This is a genomic window from uncultured Tissierella sp., from assembly GCF_902479755.1.
Taxonomy (GTDB): domain Bacteria; phylum Bacillota; class Clostridia; order Tissierellales; family Tissierellaceae; genus Tissierella; species Tissierella carlieri.
The window spans coordinates 64,705-86,553 of sequence record NZ_CABSQO010000010.1 but is presented as its reverse complement, the minus strand read 5'-3'; the positions used below and the strand labels follow the sequence as shown (position 1 = coordinate 86,553).

Annotated in this window: 22 protein-coding genes and 1 riboswitch; of the genes, 18 read left to right on the top strand and 4 right to left on the bottom strand. The window is 30.2% G+C overall.

Going from position 1 to position 21,849, the window contains the following annotated elements; all coding sequences use genetic code 11:
* Nucleotides 1-4 precede the first annotated feature (4 nt).
* The 4 genes from RDK80_RS07500 to RDK80_RS07485 all read left to right on the top strand — a co-directional run bounded on the left by RDK80_RS07500 (nucleotide 5) and on the right by RDK80_RS07485 (nucleotide 3,443).
* Nucleotides 5-1,252, top strand: coding sequence for a dicarboxylate/amino acid:cation symporter (locus RDK80_RS07500; RefSeq protein WP_216558742.1), 1,248 nt, complete (start codon nucleotides 5-7; stop codon nucleotides 1,250-1,252).
* A 262-nt stretch (nucleotides 1,253-1,514) separates the two neighbouring features.
* Nucleotides 1,515-2,720: a cation:proton antiporter gene (locus RDK80_RS07495; protein WP_216558739.1), complete on the top strand. Its 1,206-nt coding sequence runs from the start codon at nucleotides 1,515-1,517 to the stop codon at nucleotides 2,718-2,720.
* Nucleotides 2,721-2,742: 22 nt separating this feature from the next.
* On the top strand, nucleotides 2,743-3,084 hold the full coding sequence (locus RDK80_RS07490; protein ID WP_216558736.1) for a P-II family nitrogen regulator: 342 nt from the start codon (nucleotides 2,743-2,745) through the stop codon (nucleotides 3,082-3,084).
* A gap of 65 nt (nucleotides 3,085-3,149) precedes the next feature.
* Nucleotides 3,150-3,443 carry a hypothetical protein gene (locus tag RDK80_RS07485; RefSeq protein WP_216558733.1) on the top strand — a complete coding sequence of 98 codons (294 nt, stop codon included), beginning with the start codon at nucleotides 3,150-3,152 and terminating at the stop codon, nucleotides 3,441-3,443.
* Between the two features lie 39 nt (nucleotides 3,444-3,482).
* Here the strand turns inward: RDK80_RS07485 and RDK80_RS07480 are convergent, their stop codons facing one another.
* Nucleotides 3,483-4,334, bottom strand: coding sequence for a S41 family peptidase (locus tag RDK80_RS07480; RefSeq protein WP_216558730.1), 852 nt, complete (start codon nucleotides 4,332-4,334; stop codon nucleotides 3,483-3,485).
* A gap of 36 nt (nucleotides 4,335-4,370) precedes the next feature.
* Complete coding sequence (locus RDK80_RS07475) at nucleotides 4,371-4,946, bottom strand: hypothetical protein (protein ID WP_216558726.1); 576 nt, start codon at nucleotides 4,944-4,946, stop codon at nucleotides 4,371-4,373.
* A gap of 224 nt (nucleotides 4,947-5,170) precedes the next feature.
* Between RDK80_RS07475 and proC the strand changes: the two genes are divergently transcribed.
* The 6 genes from proC to RDK80_RS07445 all read left to right on the top strand — a co-directional run bounded on the left by proC (nucleotide 5,171) and on the right by RDK80_RS07445 (nucleotide 10,018).
* The gene (proC, locus tag RDK80_RS07470) at nucleotides 5,171-5,980 is read left to right on the top strand and encodes a pyrroline-5-carboxylate reductase (RefSeq protein WP_308523925.1); all 810 of its coding nucleotides are present in this window, start codon (nucleotides 5,171-5,173) and stop codon (nucleotides 5,978-5,980) included.
* Between the two features lie 100 nt (nucleotides 5,981-6,080).
* Entirely contained in the window at nucleotides 6,081-6,794 is a 714-nt protein-coding gene (locus RDK80_RS07465) for a LiaI-LiaF-like domain-containing protein (RefSeq protein WP_216558720.1), read from the top strand.
* Between the two features lie 129 nt (nucleotides 6,795-6,923).
* Nucleotides 6,924-7,286, top strand: a complete 363-nt coding sequence (locus RDK80_RS07460; protein ID WP_094898938.1) for a GntR family transcriptional regulator — start codon at nucleotides 6,924-6,926, stop codon at nucleotides 7,284-7,286.
* Complete coding sequence (locus tag RDK80_RS07455) at nucleotides 7,286-7,984, top strand: ABC transporter ATP-binding protein (RefSeq protein WP_216558717.1); 699 nt, start codon at nucleotides 7,286-7,288, stop codon at nucleotides 7,982-7,984. Before RDK80_RS07460 ends, RDK80_RS07455 begins: the two co-directional genes overlap by 1 nt.
* A gap of 10 nt (nucleotides 7,985-7,994) precedes the next feature.
* Entirely contained in the window at nucleotides 7,995-8,843 is an 849-nt protein-coding gene (locus RDK80_RS07450; protein ID WP_256311596.1) for a hypothetical protein, read from the top strand.
* Between the two features lie 176 nt (nucleotides 8,844-9,019).
* Entirely contained in the window at nucleotides 9,020-10,018 is a 999-nt protein-coding gene (locus tag RDK80_RS07445; RefSeq protein WP_216558711.1) for a 3-oxoacyl-[acyl-carrier-protein] synthase III C-terminal domain-containing protein, read from the top strand.
* Between the two features lie 26 nt (nucleotides 10,019-10,044).
* Here the strand turns inward: RDK80_RS07445 and RDK80_RS07440 are convergent, their stop codons facing one another.
* Both RDK80_RS07440 and RDK80_RS07435 read right to left on the bottom strand, forming a co-directional pair.
* Nucleotides 10,045-10,401 carry a hypothetical protein gene (locus tag RDK80_RS07440; protein ID WP_216558708.1) on the bottom strand — a complete coding sequence of 119 codons (357 nt, stop codon included), beginning with the start codon at nucleotides 10,399-10,401 and terminating at the stop codon, nucleotides 10,045-10,047.
* Nucleotides 10,402-10,498: 97 nt separating this feature from the next.
* Nucleotides 10,499-12,685 (bottom strand): hypothetical protein, encoded by a 2,187-nt coding sequence (locus RDK80_RS07435; RefSeq protein WP_308523924.1) that lies wholly within the window; start codon nucleotides 12,683-12,685, stop codon nucleotides 10,499-10,501.
* Between the two features lie 140 nt (nucleotides 12,686-12,825).
* Here RDK80_RS07435 and RDK80_RS07430 point away from each other — a divergent pair, with 140 nt between their 5' ends.
* The 8 genes from RDK80_RS07430 (at nucleotide 12,826) to RDK80_RS07395 (ending at nucleotide 21,834) form a co-directional block, all read left to right on the top strand.
* Complete coding sequence (locus tag RDK80_RS07430; RefSeq protein ID WP_094898943.1) at nucleotides 12,826-13,989, top strand: HEAT repeat domain-containing protein; 1,164 nt, start codon at nucleotides 12,826-12,828, stop codon at nucleotides 13,987-13,989.
* Entirely contained in the window at nucleotides 13,979-15,394 is a 1,416-nt protein-coding gene (locus RDK80_RS07425) for a glycosyltransferase (RefSeq protein WP_094898944.1), read from the top strand. Before RDK80_RS07430 ends, RDK80_RS07425 begins: the two co-directional genes overlap by 11 nt.
* Nucleotides 15,395-15,463: 69 nt before the next feature.
* The gene (locus tag RDK80_RS07420) at nucleotides 15,464-16,693 is read left to right on the top strand and encodes a M48 family metallopeptidase (RefSeq protein WP_094898945.1); all 1,230 of its coding nucleotides are present in this window, start codon (nucleotides 15,464-15,466) and stop codon (nucleotides 16,691-16,693) included.
* Nucleotides 16,694-16,768: 75 nt separating this feature from the next.
* Nucleotides 16,769-17,158, top strand: coding sequence for a GntR family transcriptional regulator (locus RDK80_RS07415; RefSeq protein ID WP_094898946.1), 390 nt, complete (start codon nucleotides 16,769-16,771; stop codon nucleotides 17,156-17,158).
* Between the two features lie 15 nt (nucleotides 17,159-17,173).
* On the top strand, nucleotides 17,174-18,289 hold the full coding sequence (locus RDK80_RS07410; protein WP_094898947.1) for a DUF1648 domain-containing protein: 1,116 nt from the start codon (nucleotides 17,174-17,176) through the stop codon (nucleotides 18,287-18,289).
* A gap of 277 nt (nucleotides 18,290-18,566) precedes the next feature.
* Nucleotides 18,567-18,684, top strand: a riboswitch (FMN riboswitch).
* Between the two features lie 189 nt (nucleotides 18,685-18,873).
* Nucleotides 18,874-19,962: a bifunctional diaminohydroxyphosphoribosylaminopyrimidine deaminase/5-amino-6-(5-phosphoribosylamino)uracil reductase RibD gene (gene ribD, locus RDK80_RS07405; protein WP_308523923.1), complete on the top strand. Its 1,089-nt coding sequence runs from the start codon at nucleotides 18,874-18,876 to the stop codon at nucleotides 19,960-19,962.
* A gap of 6 nt (nucleotides 19,963-19,968) precedes the next feature.
* Nucleotides 19,969-20,622 carry a riboflavin synthase gene (locus RDK80_RS07400; RefSeq protein WP_308523922.1) on the top strand — a complete coding sequence of 218 codons (654 nt, stop codon included), beginning with the start codon at nucleotides 19,969-19,971 and terminating at the stop codon, nucleotides 20,620-20,622.
* Between the two features lie 12 nt (nucleotides 20,623-20,634).
* Complete coding sequence (locus tag RDK80_RS07395; protein ID WP_308523921.1) at nucleotides 20,635-21,834, top strand: bifunctional 3,4-dihydroxy-2-butanone-4-phosphate synthase/GTP cyclohydrolase II; 1,200 nt, start codon at nucleotides 20,635-20,637, stop codon at nucleotides 21,832-21,834.
* The last annotated feature ends 15 nt before the right edge of the window (nucleotides 21,835-21,849 follow it).

Genomic DNA, 21,849 nt, shown 5'->3' with positions numbered 1-21,849 from the left:
CGACATGGAAAAGAAAAAAAGCAATATTTGGAAAAATTATAAGTTTCCATTAATATTACTATCTTCAATTATTTTAGGTAGTATTATTGGTCTGGTTTTAGGAGAAAAGGCTACAGTTCTAAAACCTTTAGGAGATATTTTCCTAAATTTAATGTTTACAATTGTAGTGCCGTTAGTATTTTTAACTATTTCATCTGCTGTATCCAGTATGGTGGATATGAAAAGACTTGGAAAAATTATTGGAAATATGCTTTTAGTTTTTATAATCACAGGAATTATTGCATCAATTATAATGATTACTACGGTTAAGATTTTTCCACCAGCTCAAGGAGTCAATATTGAATTATCCGAGGCTGAAGATATAGAGCCTCTAAGCACAGGAGACCAAATAGTTGCAGCCTTAACAGTGACGGATTTCCCATTGCTGATTTCTAGAAAAAATATGCTTCCACTAATTATATTCTCTATTTTCTTTGGAATATGTGTAAGTCTTTTAGGAGAGAAGACAAAGAAACTTGGGGAAACTCTTAATATCTTATCAGAAGTATTTTTAAAGATGGTTTCAATTATAATGTATTATGCGCCAATAGGGCTTGGAGCCTACTTTGCTGCACTAATAGGTGATTTTGGGCCTGAACTACTTGGTTCTTATGCAAGAGCAATGATAGTATATTATCCAATTTGTATAGCATACTTCTTTGTAGCATTTTTCGTTTATTCATATTATGCAGGAGGCAAAGACGGAGTAAGAATTTACTTCAAAAATATATTTCCTGTAGTTATTACATCATTGGCAACTCAATCTAGTATAGCAACTCTTCCTGTAAATTTAGAAACAACAGAAAAAATGGGTGTACCAAAGGATATAAGAGATATAGTATTACCTATAGGAGCTACAGCTCATATGGATGGTTCTTGTTTATCAGCAATACTAAAGATATCCTTCCTATTCGGAATATACGGCAAACCTTTCATGGGTATGAGTACTTATGTAACTGCTATAATTATATCTGTATTATCTGGGGTAGTAATGTCAGGAGTTCCAGGTGGAGGATTAATAGGTGAAATGCTTATAGTAAATCTATATGGTTTTCCAATGGAAGCGTTTCCTATAGTAGCAACTATAGGGTATCTTGTAGACCCTCCAGCAACAATGATAAATGTAACTGGAGATACAGTTGCAGCAATGATGGTGACTAGAATATTAGAAGGAAAAGATTGGCTAAAGAAAAAATTAACTATAAGAGCATAATCAATATAGAGATATTTGATTGAAAAGATAAGTAATTAAGTTTACTTATCTTTTTTTTATAACAAATAGGAAAGTTCTATTTTTTATTAATATAAACCTGACTTTAAGTGATTTTCAATAAAGGCTTTTTATACTTTGACGAGGCCTTTGTTATATTGTATAATGTGTATGGGTTTGATTTGGAAATTGTATGGATTTAATTTTAACTATCTCGAAAGAGTTTATATAATAAACAAAAAAATAAATGAGGAGGAATGGCTAATTGGATTTGCTTTTTAAGCTTGGTATAATAATTTTAGTAGGTATTGTTGGAGGAAGAGTAGCTAATTACTTTAAACTTCCTAATGTATCAGGGTACATAGTGGCTGGTTTAATAATCGGGCCATCATTTGTCAATTTAGTAAATTTAGCTGATATTGAATCTTTTAACATTATTAATGAAATGGCTTTAGCAGCTATTGCATTTTCCATTGGAAATGAATTTTTAATAAAGGATATGAAAAAGGTAGGAAAAGATGTATTATTAATAACAATAGCTGAAGTAATAGGAGCCTTTACTGTGGTTTTTTTAATGATGTATTTTCTACTTAATCAAACTATAGAGTTTAGCCTGATGATAGCCAGTATGTCTGCTGCAACTGCACCAGCAGGTATTGTAATGGTTATCAGAGAGTTAAAGGCAAATGGACCTTTAACTAAAACTATTCTGCCTATAGTAGCTCTTGACGATGCTGTAGGTATTATGGTATTTGGCGTTTGTTTATCATTGGCAAAGATGTTATCAGGGGTGGCGGAGTACTCAATAATACGAATTATTATGAATCCCTTATTGGAAATAATGGGTTCTATTCTATTGGGATTTGTAATAGGTGTAGTAATGGCTTATGTAGTAAAGAAAGCAAAACATAATGAAGAACTACTAATTATGACCATAGGATTTATTTTATTGAGCACCGGAGCTGCTAACTATTTTAATGTCTCTCCTTTGCTTACATGTATGATGGTAGGAGCTACTTTAGTTAATTTAAAACAAAATGCACACAGAGTTTTTAATGCAATTAATGAATTTACTCCGCCTGTTAATCTTTTATTCTTCACTGTTGCTGGAGCCAGTTTAAATATTAGGGTATTATTTACAGTGGGAATATTAGGAATTGGATATATTATAGCCAGAGCAACTGGTAAATATATAGGGGCAACTCTGGGAGCGAAAGCAGTAGGCTCTGATGAAAAAATAGTTAAGTATTTAGGTATGAGTTTACTTACTCAAGGCGGAATTTCCATAGGATTATCTATGGTGGTTAGAAAGGAGTTGCCCCATCTTAGTGATGGTATAATTACAGTAATATTATTTAGTGTATTAGTATATGAAATAATAGGACCAATATTAGCCAAAATTGCAATTACAAAGGCTGGAGAAGTAGATGGTATGTCAAGGAAAAAGAGTAAGAGGCAGATAACAGCTTAAACTGGAAAGGATAGGTGAGAATATGAATATTTTATTTTTAGTCCTTAATGAAGTTGAATATTTAGATGAAATTCTAGATGCATTTGTAGATGTGGGTGTAAAGGGAGCTACTATATTAGATAGTCAAGGTATGGGAAGTGCATTAACTAATGGCGGTAAGGATCTACCATTTTTTGGAGCATTAAGAAACTTGCTTGATGATGCGAGACCATACAATAAAACCATATTTACTGTTATTGAAGATGAAAATGTATTAGATGATGCTGTTAAGGCTGTTAAGGAAATATTAGGAGACATGGAAAAGCCTGGAGTGGGATTGATGTTTACCTTACCAGTTGGAAAAATCTATGGAATGAGAGATTAATAGGAATATCCTTTTTATTATAATCATAAAATCATATAAAGATGCAATTCGGGGAGGGGGCTCAATTGTTCAATGATTTTATGAGTGTGGATATTTTAAGGACATTTGTAGGTCTGACAACTGCGGTGACAGTCATAGTCCAATTTACTAAATCCATAGTAAAAAAGAGATTCGGAGATTCAATAGTGAGATTATATGCATTTGTTGTAGCTTTGATACTTACTTTTATATTTGCAAGAAGTTCTAATGGTATTCAAGGGATAATTGTTTCAATTATCAATGCACTTATGATAACGGCGGCAAGTATGGGAGGATATGAGGTTTTATCAGACCCTATGGCACAAAAAATTAGAAGGTAAGAAAAAGATACCTCAGACTATAAAAGAGTCGAGGTATCTTTACATATTATTATCTATATATTTAACTATTCTATCTAAAGATTGCTCTGGTTTTATCCATAAATCTGGAGAAAGCCCTAAACCATCAATATTAGTAAAATCTTTATTTAAATATATCTTATGAGATATATTTATGGGTATATTAGAATTTGGAAGATAGGTAGAGTTACAGTTTCCTGTCAGCATACAACCATTTGTATTAGTTCCGACTATAGTTACGTTATCTAATTTTTTTAAATAATAGGTAAAAAATTCTGCAGCAGAAGATGTATTTTTATCTACTAGTATAAATATATTTGCTTTATTTTCCACAGGTCTAAAATCTTCATATTCTATAGGACTCCAACCTGGATAATATTTTTCATCTTCATAACTAGATATTTTTTCCAAACATTTATCCTTCACATCATCAGGTTCATTTTCCTTTGACTCAAATTTATCCTTAGATAGACTAATGCTTGTATTTGTATATAGGCCTGACTCAATTATATCCTTTCTAAGTTTTGTTCCAGTAAAGCCTTCATACCATTTTTCCATATTAATTATGCTGCCACCATTGTTATTTCGTAAATCTATAATTATATTATTCTTTTCTTTTAACTTCTTACTATCTTCTATAAAATCCTCAATAGTATTATCTTCAGGAGTAACCCTACATAAACAATTTATTTCCAATATAGGAATATTATCTATTTCATAATATCTATAGCTATTAGTCTTATTTTTATGTACTGGCAGATATTCAAATAGACTTACATTTTCTTTTCTTGTATGTCCATTAGATTCCAATAGAAGTTGTAGGGGTATTGAGACATCATTTGTATCAGATAGAATTCCAAGTTTATATACCATATTACCATCCTCGTCCAAGGATTTTTTAATATAATCTCAAGGTTCTTTGTCATTGATATTTTTAAGATAAAATAATTCATCACCTATAATAGTATAAAAACCAATACCATCCTTATGAAATGTAAATTTTCTGCTACTATAATATTTAGTATAATTACATAGATTATAATTTCCTATGTCAAAATGAGCATCTTGTATGAAATTAAGTTCTGAATAGATAATATCTAGAAACTTGTCTACGCATACATCATCACCATCTAGAGCTATTACAGACCAAAGAATATTTTCTTTAGCAGGAATGAAGGTACTATCTCCTCCAAAAAATTCATAGCCTGAATAACCAAATTTTAACAAGCTAAATAAGTATTCTATATCTTCAACTGCTTTATTTTTATCTATAGAAGATAGATATTCACAGGGATTATTATCATTTTTATGAATTATTACAGGTAGTTCATCGGTGAAATCATTATATTTATAAAGAAAATTGTTAAATTGGGATTTTATTTCAGACAAGTATTTATTGTTGAACGTGATATATTTAATGTTGAAACTGAGTACAACAATAGCTAATATAATTAGAAATATAGATAAAGGTTTTATCTTATTCATAAAATCACCTCATTGAAAAGGAAAAACTTTCTATTAGCCTTGTTAAAATAGAATATCCTATAAGTTATTATATTCACAAACAGACAACCTTGTCAATGGCTTTACAAACTAATAGGACTTAATAAAAAATGAGCCATAGGTTTATTTTTTTACTAAATTTACTAAAAATATGATATATTAGTAGAAAAAGATAGTAAATAGTGAATTTACGGAGGTATTATAGAATGAATAAAATTATTGGATTTGTAGGATGCGGTAATATGGCAAAGTCAATGATAGGAGGGCTGATAAGATCAAATTTAATTGCACCAGAAAAAATAATAGCGTCAGCGAAAACCAAAGAAACTTTAGAAAAAGTAGAAAAGGATTACGGAATTAATATTACTTTAGATAATAAAAAAGTTGCTAGAGAATCGGATTATTTAATATTAGCAGTAAAGCCTTATATGCATGAATTAGTATTGGAAGAAATAAAGAATGAGATAAAGGAAAGAGCTATAGTTATTACTATAGCGGCAGGTATTAGCATAGATTATATGAAGAAGTATTTGGGTAAAAACATATTAGTAGTTAAAGCTATGCCTAATACCCCAGCCATGGTAGGAGAAGGAGTAACAGCTTTATCCTTTGATGATAGAATAATAGATGAGGGAATGAGGGAAGAAATTATAAGTATATTTAATAGTTTTGGAAGAGCTGAGATTCTGGATGAAAACTTAATGGATGGATTCACTGCTCTTTGTGGTTCTTCTCCTGCATATGTATATATGATGGTAGAAGCCATGGCTGATGGAGGAGTACTGCAAGGTATACCAAGGAAACAAGCATATAAGATGGCAGCTCAAGCGATATTTGGTGCAGCTAAGATGGTCTTAGATACAGAAATTCACCCTGGTGAATTAAAAGATAATGTATGCTCTCCTAAGGGAACAACAATAGAAGCAGTAGCCAAATTAGAGGAGATGGGGTTTAGGTCTGCAATTATTGAAGCAATGAGGGTATGTGCAGAGAAATCAAAAAAAATCAGTGAATAGTGAAAAGTGAATAGTCTTAGGTAATGATTTGAGGTCTTTTAGCTTTTCTAACTATTCACTTTTAGTTATTAATTATTCACTAAAAAAAGGGGGTTATAAAATGAATGGTAAGTATTTTTGGGGTATTATTCTAATATTAATTGGTGCAGGGTTTTTGTTAGATCAGTTTGCTATTATCTCTTTTGGTGAGATATTTAGTCTTTATTGGCCTAGTATATTAATTTTAGTAGGCTTATTAGGATTTTTAGATAGAAAATCATCTAAATTTGGTAATACAATAATGATAATTATAGGTGCAATGATTCAAATTGATAGATTAGATTTGGTAGATGTAAATCTTTATAGATTAATAGGTCCTATTGTATTAATTTTAGTAGGACTAAAAATTATTTTTTCCAGAAGTGGATTTGTAGAAATCACAACTGGTGATGATTCAAGCGAATCTAGTCATAATTCATGGAGTTCAAACAGAAATATAACATTAGAAGATACCATTGATGCCTTTGTAATGATGTCTGGGATAGAAACCAATAATCAATCACAAGAGTTTAAGGGAGGCAGAGCTACTGCTGTAATGGGTGGTATTGATATAGATCTAAGAGGGGCAAATCTTTATAACAATGAGGCTTATATAGAAGTAAATGCTATTATGGCAGGAGTAGAAATTTTTGTACCAGATGGCTGGAGAGTTGAAGTAACAGGCTTTCCTTTACTAGGAGGATGGAGTAATAAAACAAGATATAATGGAGACCCAGATGCACCCTTATTGAAAATTAAATGTTTTGTTATGTTTGGTGGAATGGATATAAAATAAGCCTAAAGAGGCTTGTTTTTTTGTTGCTAGGGGAATCATAAAATTATAATAAATAACTCTTGACATATAAAGAAACTTAGTGTACTATGTAATTAATACACTAAGACAATAATGAGTGGGGTGAAATAAATGATATTTAATGATAATTTACCAATTTATACTCAGATTATGAATTTGATTAAAAAGAGAATAGTAGTAGGGGAATTAAAGGGGGGAGACAAATTGCCATCAGTTAGAGAATTATCTACAGAACTTAAAGTAAATCCGAATACTATACAGAGATCTTATCAAGAACTTGAAAGAGAAAATCTAGTATTTACGCAAAGAGGTATGGGGACATTTGTTATAGAGGACAAAGGAGTAATAAAAGATTTAAAAAGAAATATGGCGTCAAATGTGATAAAATCTTTTATTACAGATATGAAATCCTTAGGATTTACTCCAGAGGAAATTATAGAGTTAATTAATGAAAGTGCAAGGGAGGCGAAATAATGGAAAATATTATAGAAATCAAAGGACTTACTAAATCCTATTTTAATAAAAAAGCATTAAATAATGTATCTTTAGATATTAAAAAAGGAAAAGTTGTTGGGATACTAGGACCTAACGGTAGCGGAAAAACCACTATGATAAAAATTATTACAGGCATACTTCGAGAATCTAAAGGTGAGATACTAATAGATGGAAAGAGACCAGGAGTCTATACGAAATCCATAGTATCCTATTTACCAGATAGAAATTTTCTATACAACTGGATGAATATACAAGAAGCTATTAATTTTTATAAAGACTTTTATAAAGATTTTGATGAAAATAAAGCTTATGAATTATTAAAATTTATGAAATTAGATAGAAATATGAAGATAAATTCCCTTTCTAAAGGGATGACAGAAAAACTAAATCTTACTTTAGTCTTATCAAGAAATGCTAAAGTATATGTGTTAGATGAACCTATTGCAGGAGTAGACCCAGTGGCTAGAGATCAGATACTCGATGCAATAATAAAGAATTATAATGAAGAAAGTACAATGCTTATTACCACTCATTTAGTTAGAGATATGGAAAATATTTTTGATGATGTGGTGTTTCTGAGAGAAGGAGAAGTTTATTTAGAAGGTAATGCTGAAACTTTAAGAGAAGAAAAAGGTATGCAAATAGATGACCTTTATAAAGAAATATTTGGAGAATAGGAGGGATAAAATGAGAAAATATATGAAATATGAAATAAAAGGAAGTTATAAATTTATATTAGGTATAATAGCAATAGTATTAATTGCTTCAACTATTATACAACTCAATATATCTAGGCAAATAAAGTTTGAGATGATGGGTTCTGGAAATGATATTACAGGTTTTGGAGCATTTATGTTAGTTATATCTATGTTAGTCATATTTGGAGCTTTTCTAACTGCATTTTTTCAGATTATAGGTTCTTTTAGAAAAGAATTATACGAAGATAGAGGATATTTAACATTTACATTGCCCCTTACAGGTAATAAAATATTAGGAGCAAAGCTAGTAGTAGCAATTATTTGGTTTACAACCTTAGGTGTTTCAATAGTTTTATATAATTTATTATTTGCTATGATTCTTTATGGTCCTCAGTGGGCAGAAGTTATGAATTTTATAAAAGAAGCAATTAGAATGATAAATTCAAGTTTTTTATCTGTAGCAATAGTGTCTGGGTTATCAGCTATAATGACTTTAATTTTAATTTATTTTTCAATGGCTTTAAGTCGTGTAAGTGTAAGAAACAAGAAAATTGGTGGACTATGGTTTATAATATTTATAATATTAAGTTCTCTATCTAGTTATTTAATGTACAGTGTTAGTGAAGCGATTCCATATTTCTTGAGTTTAGATAGTTTTAAGATATTCCATTCTTATGAATTAAACTTTTTATCAAACGTTACTATGGGTCAAGTGATAGTATTTGGAAATAATTTTGATGCATATATAAATATATTTGGTGTTTTATCATTGATAGTAATTAGCATAGGTGCTTTTTTAACTACAGGATATTTAATAGAAAAGAAAATAGATCTATAAAAGAAATTTGATATTAGAAATAGCCAATAGACTAACTAAAAGAATGGTCAGTTTATTGGCTATTTTTTTATGATAAGTATTAGATTTTTCTATAGGACTAAAGACACTAGTACGTTCCAGGAAAAATGTGGTAAAATTAAAAATAGCAGATAAATAGATTCTAAGGAGGACATTTAATGAAAGGCATAAAAATTTTATCAAGTTCAATCTATCATCCAGAAAATAAGATTACAAAAGAAGAGATATTAGAGAATTTTGATTCCAAAGGAATTGATGTTAGAGGATTGATGGAGACTCTAGGAAGAAATCAGCTTTATAAAACAAAGAATGAGAATATTATAGAAATGTGTGTTATAGCAGGACAGCAAGCTATTAAAAAAGCAGGTATACAACCGGAAGATATTGATATGTTAATTTTTGCTTCTGATAATCCTGAATATTTAGCTCCTTCAAATTCACTAATTTTACATAGTAAATTAGGAACAGTAAATGCAAATAATATTTTTGATTTTAATAATAACTGCTTATCTATGGTTAGTGCAATGGATTATGCAGGAAAATATATGATGGCCTCAAAAGATATAGAAACAACTATTATCTTAGGAGGACAAATGATGAATTTCTTCTCAAGAGAAGATGATGCAGTAATAAGAGCTACATCTGGGGATGGGGCAGCATGCTTAATCCTTAGAAAAGAAGAGGTGAAAGATAATAGTGGAATAATAGATTCTATATATTTAACAGAATCTTTTCTTAATGATAAAATGCGTCTTCCAGTATGTGGAATGAGTAATATATTAAATGAAGATATTGATGTAGAGGATAAGAAAGCTTTGTTTATTTCTCATGATGTTAGCTTCTTTACAGAAAAATGGAGTTATTTAATAAAAGAGCTAGTAAAAAGAAATGGTCTAGAAGTTGGTGATATTAGTCATTTTATATTTTCTCAATTTTCTTTAAAAGATATAGAGAATACACTGGGACTATTAGAAGTAAAGAATCCTAAAGATAAATATACATTTATTGCAGATAAATATGGATATACTGGATCAGCAAGTCCCATTTTTGCATTAAATGAGGCTTATAATCTAAACAGGATTAATGACTCAGATTATATTATATTTTGTACAGTTGGTATAGGGTATTCAATGACAGCTTTACTATATAGAGCATAAAAATTCCTCCGTATGGAGGAATTTTTTTAAAGGATTTCAAGTATTTCGCTTACAGAATCTTTGAATGTTACATCAAAGTTTTTTTCCTTTACAATTTTAGAAAGTTGAACTTTTGCTATAGCTGACTTAGGATAAGTTCCAAAGTATTTTTTAAATCCAGTATCCATGTACATGGAAATAGCTTGCCCTAAAACTGGAAGCATTTCTTGCTTTGAAACAACTAAATTTTCTCCGCCTATAATCATAGAATACTCCTTAGGATTTACTTTAGAAACATTACTTTTATAGTCTGTTAGGAATTGCATTCCTTCTTCCTCTTGTATAAATCCATCTACTATTACAATAAATGCTTTTTTACTTTCATTAACTTCGATTTTATACAATGAAAACACCCCTTTTTGATATGATATTTTCATTATATATAAAAATACAAAAACTTTCAATGTTTTACAAAAATGGGGGAATTTGGTAGGAGGAAAGTTATTTTTCAAATTTACTAAATTTATCTTTCAATATATAATATGATCTTTTAAGTCTTTCTTCCACAATAGGCTCATTCCATTCATCCCAAGTATATAGATATATTTCATTACTAGGTATCTTTCCATTCTTTAATCTAGGAAAAGAATCAAGGAACTCAGGTTTTTTTGTATCAAATGTAGCCACAGCGACTTTAATTCCATCAATATTCTTTCTTGATTCCAATCCGTCTACATATATATCACCTATAATCTCTTTAGTACTAGGATCTGTGAAGCCTATAAGAAGCCAAGGGATTCTTATTTCAATTAAATTCTCTTTTTTATTTACATAATAATCTGCAAGAGAATCGTAATCCTGTGAATGGGGATTCCCATTACCATGTCTTAATAGTCCTGTTTCATAATCATTGAATGGTATTTTTTGTTTTGTTTTTGGTATAACTATTTCCTTATTTAAAGCTAGTTTTATAGGATTATATAACCCATTATCTTTATTTTCAAATAAAGGGTTACTTGGTAACATATTTAATAATTTCCCATATTGATAATAATAGGAATCATAATAGCTATCTACTACAACTCTTGAATCATCTATGTCCTTAATTTGGATTATAAATTCCGAGCCACTTTCCATTAAGATGTTTTTATTGTAAGGATTTGTTGTATTACCTTGTTCAGGATTTGTATCTAAGAAAATCAACGTATCTAGGGAAGTAGAGGTTAAATCCTTATATTCTATGGCAAAATAAACATATCTCTCGTCGTGATCCATATAGACGTTTTTGATTTTATCAGTATTTTTTTTATCAGAAGTATAGATTGGCTTGGCTTTATTCTTTTTCCAATCCTTCATATCTCCATCAACTCTGACCTTATGTCTGTCGAAGCTTAAGAGGCCAAACTGTTGTTCACAGGTTTGAGCATTGGACCAGTAAGGTCTTCTATCAGGATTATCAAAATCCATTGTATTCCAAGTTCTTTTAAACCATTCATCTTGCCAAGTAAATATAATTCCACCTAGATAGCCCTCATGGACAATGTCTTCAAATAGATTTGCTACTATATTTCCTTGTTCTTCTTCTGAGATAAAGCCTTGATTCCAGCCGTGAACATTTACATGAGTCATACCCCTAGAGCTGGGAATACCAAATTCAGCTATTAAAACAGGTATTTCATGGGCTTTGATAAGATCTTGCAAATAACCAGCATAATTATTTGCTTTGCCTCTATGATCTATATGTTTAGTATACTTTGGATCAAAGTTTAAGAAGTCTGGATAATAAGGATATACGTGATAAGAAGCAAAATATCCAGTTTCTATATTTTTAAGTTTAATTACATTGGGATTTATACTAGCCATATCTTCTTGTTCCAAAGGTTCATAAGACTGTTTTAACATATCTGTACTTACCCAATTTGTAAAGCTAACAGGCCTTTGCCATTTATACTTTTCCATTTCATATGTTAGAGTATGATCCATTATATCAGCTAACCAATTTTCGAAAGGTTTTGCACCTTCTGTATATACAAAATTTCCATCATAATCTCCTTTGTCCATTCTAGTAGAATTCATGTTATCTACCATATATGGATACCATTCTATTCCTAAAATCCATCCGATTACATAAGGAGATACATCGGCAGTATATTTCCCACTGGCATGTCCAGGTCTTTCTGGTAAAGTTATATTTCCATGAACTACATCTACAATTCTATTTATCTCTTCTTTAAAGGGTAGCATATTATCTAATTTAAATGCATCTAATGTCTCTTCTAATGGTTCCTCATCTATCCAAACTCCTTGAAATAAGTAAACTTTATTTTCATGTTTCTCATTATACCTCTTCAATTCTTTATAAAATTCCGGGGGATGGATGGTATATGTACGGATAGCATTGGCATTCATCTCTCCAATAGCTTGAAACCATCTAGAATATTCTTCTTTAGATATTCCAGCTTCTCCAGGCCATTTTCCAGGTCTTGTCATTCCGATATTTACACCTTTGATAAGTATATCTTGCCATTCTCCATCTTTTAACACTTGGAATCTATTTCCACTTACTTTACTAGAGAAATTAACTCCATTATTTAAATATACTTCAGATGGCTGTTTTTTAAGATATTTAAAAGAAAAGATAAGTAGTAAAATAAAGATACTAATTAAAATAATAGATTTTTTCCTCATAAAGCATCCCCTCTTTGCTAATTTTTTTAATATATACCCTTTTACAAACTTGATAATTATTCTGTTTTGAAATATTATTAAAGGGAATATATAATGAGTTATATTTTAACTACATTATATCACATAAGGGGATGAATATTATGAATTTTAAAATTCAATTTGTGATCTATGGAGTATATACATTATTGTTATTAAATATAATAATGTTTATATTTTTACTTATACATAAGATTCTAGATAAGAAGATAGGAAAAAAGGATGAAAAGAGTAGAAGATATTATGAAAACATTATTGAGGACTTCATATCAAATAATATAGAAGATATTCCAGAGATAAGTACAAGAAGAGAACTTTTAATTTTTAAATCAGTTTTATTAGAATCTCTTAATAGAAGTAATAAGAATCAACAAGATAGATTATTAGAAATTGCTAGAGAAGTTGGACTAGTAAAAATTGAGATGGAGTATTTGAATAATGGTTCAGAGGCAAGAAAGGCAATTGCAGCATATTTTCTGGGAGAAATAGGAGCTAAAGAGGCTGCAAAGGAGCTCATAAATAATATAGATAGGTCAAACAAAGAATTATCCTATGTTATATGTAGAGCATTAATACTAGTAGGTGGAATTGATTATATAGACATAATAATTGATATATTAAGAGTTGATGATTTTATCATGAAGTCTAGAATCCTAGGTTTGATATCTCTCATATATGAAGAAGATATTTATCCGAAAATGAAAGAATACTTAGAAGGTACAGATATTTTTAAGAGGGTATTGGCTTTAGAAGCTTTAGGTAATAGAAAGGATAAAAGAGTATTTCCTTATATTGGACAAGCAATTAGCTCTAGCGAAAAGGAATTAAAGATATCAGGACTTAAGGCTGTTATTGAAATTGGTTATTTAGATTGTAAAGATATTATATCTGATATAAAAATGTTAAAAGATGATGATGAATGGGAAGTAAGAGCATTTCTTGCAAAGGCACTTGGTGAATATAATGATTGCGGGCATGAAGAAATTATGATTTTAAAAAAGATGGTAGAAGATTTGAATTGGTTTGTTAGGTTTAATTCGTCTGAGAGTTTATTAAGGTTAGGAGAAAATGGTGTAGTTGCACTTTCAGAAATGTTATATAGCTCTGATAAATTTGCAAAAGATAGGGCTTGGGGTATACTTCAAAGAGAAATCGAACTATATAGCTTATTTGATAGAATCAAAGCATATGTAAAGTATGATTATATTTTTAATAATATAGTTAGTTATGAGAAATCAATAAATGGGGGAGCTTTAGTTGAATCTTAGGATAATCATTACAAATTTAATTTTAGGTTATAATAATTTTGCGTTATATTATTTTATATTCATAAATATCTTTAACACTATATTAATATTATTAGCTGTAAGAGGAATAAGAAAATATAGATATAAGTTACAGAACTGGCCATACTATCAGATGATAGCGTCTATTTATGTACCACCAGTATCTATACTTGTTCCATGCTGTAATGAAGAAAAAACTATAGTAGATAATATAGAGTCCCTATTAAGTATAGAATATAATAAGTTTGAAATAGTTGTTATAAACGATGGTTCAAAAGATAATACATTGGATACACTTAGAAAAGCTTTTGATTTAAAAAAACTAGATAGTCCATATAGAAAAAATATAAACACAAAAGAAGTTAGAGGGATTTATTTGTCTTCTAGAGTACCCAATTTAACAGTGGTTGATAAAGAAAATGGTGGAAAGGCAGATGCATTAAATGTAGGTATTAATATATGTAAATATCCTTTATTTACAGCAATAGATGCAGATTCCATATTAGAAAAAAACTCTTTAATAAAGGTGGTTAGACCTTTTATAGATGAACCCGATAGAGTAGTTGCTACTGGTGGAATTGTTAGAGTAGTAAATGGATCAAAGATAAATAGTGGATTTATACAGGAGGTTTCCTTGTCTAAAAAACCTATAGCAATATTACAAACCGTAGAATATTTAAGAGCATTTCTATTTGGAAGAATGGGTTGGTCTGAGCTAAATAGTTTGCTGATAGTTTCTGGAGCATTTGGGGTATTTAAAAAAGATATAGTTTTGAAGGTTGGCGGTTATGCTGAAAATACCATAGGTGAAGACATGGAGCTTGTTATAAAAGTCCATAAGTATTTGAAAGAAGAAAAAATAGATTATGATATAGTATTTGTACCTGATCCTGTATGTTGGACTCAAGCGCCTGAAAGCTTTAATTCTCTAAAAATTCAAAGGATTAGATGGCATAGAGGTTTAATTGATTCTTTGATTAATCATAAAGATATGTTTTTAAATCCAAGGTTTGGATTTATAGGTATTTTAGCTATACCATATTATTGGCTAGTTGAAATGATAGGTCCTATTATTGAAGTATTGGGATATGTAACGGTTATTGCATCATATTTCTTAGGATTATTAAGCTATGAGTTTGCAATTATATTTTTCATAATTTCAGTACTATATGGAGTATTTTTGTCTTTAGCTTCAGTTATGTTAGAAGAGTATAATTTTATGAAATATAATAGGGTAGGGGATTATTTAAAGATGGTATTTTATGCAATTGTTGAAAATTTTGGATATAGACAGTTGACTACATGGTGGAGAGCAAAAGCATTTGTAGGTTATAAAAGAAAACAAAATGAATGGGGTCAAATTCAAAGAAAAGAGTTTGACAATTAAGGAATCATAAACTAGAGTAATTTAGAATAACTATTATTAAAGGATAAAGATACTGATAGGGGTGATATTATGAATAGTAAACTAAAGTTGATAATTATTTTATTTTTTATATTTTTATTAGCTTTTATTGGGGGTGTTTTAGTTAGTGAATATATAAATATGAATAAAATAAGAACAGAATATCCAGATTTGCCTGAGAATGCTTATAATCTCAGAAAGGATAGCTTAAAAGTATGGGCCATTAGGTTAGTTCTTCAATTCCTTATACCTTTATTATTTTTGACATCTAGATTATCCTATAGAATAAGGTATTATGTAGATAATAATAGATCCTTATTTTTCACAGGATTACTATATGGAATTATTTTTTTTACCATAATGTTTTTAGTAAATCTTCCTTTAGATTATTATAGTTCTTTCTACTTAAAGCATAAATATGGGCTATCTAATCAGACCTTTGGAAGATGGATTGAGGTTGCCCTAAAAAGTTTTTTGATAAACGATTTAGTTATTTCATTTTTCATATTTATTCCATTTTATCTTATGTATAGAAGTCCTAAGATTTGGTGGTTACAACTATCATTTTTAGCTATACCTGTTATTATATTTATGGTATTTATTTCTCCTTTTGTTATAGATCCTATATTCAATAAATATACCTCCATGGAAAATGAAAAATTAGGAAGACAAATAACGGAACTACTTCAAGAGGCAAATATACAAGATGCAAAAATATATAAGGTAGATAAGAGTAGAGATACTAAAACTATGAATGCCTATATGACCGGGATATTTCATTCAAAAAGAATAGTTCTCTGGGATACGACTATCAATAATCTAGAGGAAAAAGAGGTTCTTAGTATAACGGCTCATGAAATAGGTCATTATGTGAAAGGGCATATTTGGAAGAATATTATTTTTAGCAGCTTAGGTACTGTATTATTACTATTTTTAGTTTATATTACTGCTACTTGGATACTCAACTTATCAAATGGAACCTTTGGTATTAGAAAACTTCATGATATAGCAGCAATACCACTTTTAATTTTGGTTCTTAATTTTTATTCTTTTATTGGGTCGCCAATTACAAATTATCTCTCAAGGGAGATGGAAATTGAAGCAGATACCTATGAAATAATGCTTACAAGAGACAGAGAATCAGCTATATCTGCCATGGAAAAATTATATAAGGAGAGTTTAGGATTACCTAGACCAAGTAATATATTTAAGATATGGTATTATACTCATCCTACTTTAGAGGAGAGAGTAGATTTTTATAGAAATTATCCTCTTGATTAGCTCAAGAGGTTTTTTCTTGTATTGGTAAAAGAATCGTTATATAATATATATAACAATTTGAGAGGATGAAAAACTATGTTACTTAAAATAGACTTTGAGTCAGAAATGCCAATATATGAACAGCTAAGACGGCAGATTATAATAGGCATAGCGACTGGTGAAGTAGAATTGGGAGAAGAGCTCCCTTCAGTCAGGCAATTAGGTGGAGATATTGGAATCAATCTTCACACTGTAAATAAGACATATAATATATTAAAAAATGAAGGATATTTGATTATTGATAGAAGAAAAGGGGCTATGATAAAGGATAGATTACCAGAGGTCAATGATGATTATATGAATATACTTCAAAATGAATTAGACTATTTAATAGCAGATAGTAAAAATAGAGGAATCCAAAAAGATGAATTTTTAAAACTTTGTAGTGGATTTTATGACAAACTGAAAGATAAAGAAGATAGATAGTATGGGGGTGACAGCATGTCTGAGAGGATAGTTATGGTATTATTTAATTCAGTTGTATTATTGATATTGCTTATAATGCAAATATTAATGCCTAGAATAACAAGAAAAAATATACTTCTTGGAGTGAAAATACCAGAAGAAAAGATGGAAACAGATGAGGTTAAGAACATTATTAAGGGATTTAAAAGGGAAAATCTTATTGTTGGAATACCTGTTTTGGTTATCATTTCTCTTTTAATATATTATATAGATAATATTCATATATTTACATTGTCTGTATTTCTTTATATAGGAATACTTTTTTTAATATATATAAGATGGAATAAAAAGTCAAAAGAACTAAAGAAAGAAAAAGAATGGGATAAGCTGAAAGGAAGAGTAGTTGTTATAGATACTAAGTTTAGTAGAGATAGGGCGAAAAACAGTACTGTATCTCAAGGATGGTTTTTAGTCCCAGTAATTATGATATTAATAAGTACAGTATTATCTTTAATTATGTATCCATCTTTACCAGAGAAGATTCCAACTCATTGGGACCTTAATGGAAATGTAGATGGATATATGAATAAATCTATGTTTGCTGCATTATTAATGCCTCTTACACAAGCATTGATGGCCGTAATAGTATATATATCCTATTATTTTATGATAAGATCGAAGCAGCAAATAAATCCTAATGATCCTGAAATTTCTTTAAAAAAGAATATTATATTCAGAAAGGCATGGTCTATTTATTTTATTGTTACACTAACTTTAATAGAGATTTTATTTACAGCTTTAAATATGATGACATTAGGATTATTCTCAAATATGAAATTATTTAATATTTACAGTTTTACAATCTATGGAATTATAATAATAGGGTCTATAACATTGAGCATAGTATTGGGGCAAGGTGGAGATAGGATAAAATTAAAAGAAGAGGAAAACACTTCCAAAGGATATGATATCGATGATGATAGGCTATGGAAATTGGGAAATACAATTTATTATAATCCAGATGATTCCTCGATATTTGTAGAAAAGAGAATAGGAATAGGATGGACTGTAAATGCAGGAAGACCTTTTGGAATGTTTTTTATGATTTTACCTTTTGTAATGATTATAGTGATATTATTATTAGTTGAATAGAGAGAGTAATATGTATATATTGCATCTATTAGTTGTATTGTTTGGTTTTGCAGGAATTGGTATTAGATATTTTAAGTAGTATTTCCTTATACCAAGAATTCATGAAAACAAATCACCATATATAATCATTAAGACGAAAAAAGCGTATTTCATAATAAATTACAAAGATTCTAATAAAATAATAGAGTTGCATAATAGATTAAAGTGATGGGGACCATCACTTTAATTATTTGTTGACATAATAAAATAAATCTTATATAATGACCTTGAAAACTAAATAATTCTTCAGGGCAGGGTGCAATTCCCTACCGGCGGTATAGCCCGCGAGCCTTAGATAGGCATGATTCGGTGAAACTCCGAAGCCGACAGTAAAGTCTGGATGAAAGAAGAACAATATGAATCTTAGTAAATCAATACTATCAATTTTTAGTGTACTAGGCTCTGAAATATTATATATTTCAGAGCCATTTTTATTAAGATTATATTAAGAATATTAGTTATTCCTAATATAAAAGCCCTGATTTTTGTAATCAGGGCTTTTATATTAGAAATTTGTTTCAGTTAGTATGAATAGGAGGTGTTTTATGCACGAGAAATACATGAAGTTAGCACTAGAATTAGCTGAAAAGGGTAGAGGAAAGGTCAATCCCAATCCTATGGTAGGTGCAATTATAGTAAAAGAAAATAAAGTAATAGGTAAAGGATATCATGAGTGCTATGGCGAAGCACATGCAGAAGTAAAGGCTTTCCAAAATGCAACTGAAGATGTAGAGGGAGCTACTCTTTATGTAACACTAGAACCATGCTCTCATTACGGAAAAACCCCACCATGTGTAGATAAAATAATTGATAAAAAAATCAATAGGGTTTTCATTGGTTCACTTGACCCTAATCCTTTAGTTTCAGGTAGAGGAGTTCAAAAGCTCATAGATGCAGGTATAGAGGTTACAACAGGAATCTTACAAAAGGAATGTAGAGAGTTAAACGAAATATTTATGAAATATATAGTAGAAAGAAAGCCCTTTGTCATAATGAAAACAGCCATGTCCTTAGATGGGAAGATTGCAACTAAGATAGGTGAGTCAAAGTGGATCACCTGTTCTGAGTCGAGAAATAATGTACATCGCCTTAGGGATCAAGTGGCAGGAATTATGGTAGGCGTGAATACTGTAATAATGGATAATCCAAAATTAACTTGTAGGATTGAAAATGGTAATAACCCTGTAAGAATAATAGTAGACAGTAGTCTTAGGATACCTATAGATTCTAAGGTTTTAGGTAAGCAGCATATAGCAAAAACCATAATAGCTACGACGCCTCAGGCAGATATAAGAAAGAAAATTGAAATTGAAGACAAAGGGGTTAAGGTATTAATTACTGAAAGTCTAGAAGGAAAGGTAGATTTACAAGACCTTATGTCAAAGCTAGCTATGGAAAATATTGATAGTATATTTCTTGAGGGAGGTTCTACTCTTAACTTCTCTGCTCTTGAACAATCTATAGTTGATAAGGTCCAAGTCTATATTGCTCCAAAGATAATCGGAGGAGACAAATCAAAAACACCAGTGGGCGGTAGTGGAGTTGAGTACTTAATAAACGCATTTCAACTTCATAGGGTAAGTTATAGAACTATAGGTGAAGATATATTGATAGAAGGTTATATAAGGCGGTGATTTAAAATGTTTACAGGAATAGTAGAAGAAATAGGTAAAGTTCAAGGGATAAGAAGAGGAGAGAAATCATTCACACTTACAATCTCCGGATCTTTGGTTCTAGACAAAACTTTCATAGGAGATAGTATTTGCACCAATGGAGTATGCTTAACAGTTACAAAGATAAACAACAATAGCTTTGAGGCTGATGTTATGGTTGAGACCCTAAGAAGAAGTAATCTAGGAGTTCTCAAAATAGGGAGTTATGTAAATTTGGAAAGAGCATTGGCCCTAGATAAAAGGCTAGGAGGACATTTAGTAAGTGGTCATATAGATGGAGTAGGAGAAATAATCTCAAGAGAAAAAGAAGATAATACTACTTGGATTACTATAAAGGCTTCACCAGACATACTTAGATATATAATTGAAAAAGGTTCTATTGCAATTGATGGAATTAGCTTAACTGTAGCATATGTAGATGAATATGTATTTAAGGTTTCTATAATCCCACATACTAGTATAAATACAACACTCCTAGACAAAATACGAGGTGACAAAGTAAATCTAGAATGTGACCTTATAGGTAAGTATGTTGAAAAATTATTGGGTCTACAGAAACAAGATAAGGTAGTTAATAGCAGAGTAAATGAGGATTTCCTAGAGATTAATGGATTCATTTAAGGAGGGATTAAGATGTTTGAATTTAATAGCATTGATGAAGCTATTGAAGATATTAAAGCAGGAAAAATGATAATAGTAGTTGATGATCCTGATAGGGAAAATGAAGGGGATTTATTAATGGCAGCTGAAAAAACTACACCAGAGGATATAAATTTTATGGCTAAGTATGGGCGTGGGCTTATATGTATGCCTTTAGATGAACAAAGAATAAAAGAACTTGAAATTCAACCTATGGTTGAGAATAATACTGACAATCATGAAACCGCCTTTACAGTATCTATAGACCATGTAGATACTACTACAGGAATTTCAGCTCATGAAAGGGCTCTAACGATACAAAAAGTATTAGATGAAAGTTCAAAGAAAGATGATTTTAGAAGGCCAGGACATATTTTTCCGCTAAAGGCAAGAGAAGGTGGGGTCCTAAGACGAACAGGTCATACAGAAGCAGGAGTAGATTTAGCGAAGCTAGCGGGATTAAAGCCAGCTGGAGTAATTTGTGAAATAATGAATGATAATGGCACTATGTCAAGGACTCCAGAACTCATGGTATTTGCGCAGGAGCATAGACTAAAAATTATAACAATCGCTGATTTAATTTCTTATAGAAGACATAAGGAGAAATTAATTGAAAGAGTTGTTGAAACAAAAATGCCAACAAAATATGGAGATTTTAAAATATATGGATTCATAAATAAGATAAATGGTGAACACCACGTAGCCCTAGTAAAGGGTGATATAACAACTGGTGAACCAGTTCTAGCAAGAATTCACTCAGAGTGCCTTACTGGAGACGCCTTAGGATCAAAAAGATGTGATTGCGGGGAACAATATGCTGCGGCAATGGAAAAAATTGCAGAAGAAGGGAGAGGAGTACTACTATATATGAGACAAGAGGGTAGAGGTATAGGACTTATTAATAAACTAAAGGCTTATGCTCTACAGGATCAAGGATTTGATACAGTTGAAGCCAATATTAAACTTGGATTTCCTCCTGATATGCGTGAATATGGCATAGGAGCTCAAATACTAAATGACTTAGGAATTAAAAAACTTAAGTTAATGACTAATAATCCAAGGAAAATAAATGGTTTATCAGGCTATGATATTGAAATAGTTGAAAGAGTACCAATTCAAATGAATCATAACGAGGTAAATGAATTTTATTTAAAAACAAAACAGAAGAAAATGAATCATATATTAAAATATTAAGGTGGAGGTAATTAG

Coding starts and splice junctions, on each gene's coding strand:
- RDK80_RS07500 (WP_216558742.1), top strand. CDS start 5: ATGGAAAAGAAAAAAAGCAATATTTGGAAAAATTATAAGTTTCCATTA.
- RDK80_RS07490 (WP_216558736.1), top strand. CDS start 2,743: ATGAATATTTTATTTTTAGTCCTTAATGAAGTTGAATATTTAGATGAA.
- RDK80_RS07480 (WP_216558730.1), bottom strand. CDS start 4,334: ATGGTATATAAACTTGGAATTCTATCTGATACAAATGATGTCTCAATA.
- RDK80_RS07475 (WP_216558726.1), bottom strand. CDS start 4,946: ATGAATAAGATAAAACCTTTATCTATATTTCTAATTATATTAGCTATT.
- proC (WP_308523925.1), top strand. CDS start 5,171: ATGAATAAAATTATTGGATTTGTAGGATGCGGTAATATGGCAAAGTCA.
- RDK80_RS07465 (WP_216558720.1), top strand. CDS start 6,081: ATGAATGGTAAGTATTTTTGGGGTATTATTCTAATATTAATTGGTGCA.
- RDK80_RS07460 (WP_094898938.1), top strand. CDS start 6,924: ATGATATTTAATGATAATTTACCAATTTATACTCAGATTATGAATTTG.
- RDK80_RS07455 (WP_216558717.1), top strand. CDS start 7,286: ATGGAAAATATTATAGAAATCAAAGGACTTACTAAATCCTATTTTAAT.
- RDK80_RS07450 (WP_256311596.1), top strand. CDS start 7,995: ATGAGAAAATATATGAAATATGAAATAAAAGGAAGTTATAAATTTATA.
- RDK80_RS07445 (WP_216558711.1), top strand. CDS start 9,020: ATGAAAGGCATAAAAATTTTATCAAGTTCAATCTATCATCCAGAAAAT.
- RDK80_RS07435 (WP_308523924.1), bottom strand. CDS start 12,685: ATGAGGAAAAAATCTATTATTTTAATTAGTATCTTTATTTTACTACTT.
- RDK80_RS07430 (WP_094898943.1), top strand. CDS start 12,826: ATGAATTTTAAAATTCAATTTGTGATCTATGGAGTATATACATTATTG.
- RDK80_RS07420 (WP_094898945.1), top strand. CDS start 15,464: ATGAATAGTAAACTAAAGTTGATAATTATTTTATTTTTTATATTTTTA.
- RDK80_RS07415 (WP_094898946.1), top strand. CDS start 16,769: ATGTTACTTAAAATAGACTTTGAGTCAGAAATGCCAATATATGAACAG.
- RDK80_RS07410 (WP_094898947.1), top strand. CDS start 17,174: ATGTCTGAGAGGATAGTTATGGTATTATTTAATTCAGTTGTATTATTG.
- ribD (WP_308523923.1), top strand. CDS start 18,874: ATGCACGAGAAATACATGAAGTTAGCACTAGAATTAGCTGAAAAGGGT.
- RDK80_RS07400 (WP_308523922.1), top strand. CDS start 19,969: ATGTTTACAGGAATAGTAGAAGAAATAGGTAAAGTTCAAGGGATAAGA.
- RDK80_RS07395 (WP_308523921.1), top strand. CDS start 20,635: ATGTTTGAATTTAATAGCATTGATGAAGCTATTGAAGATATTAAAGCA.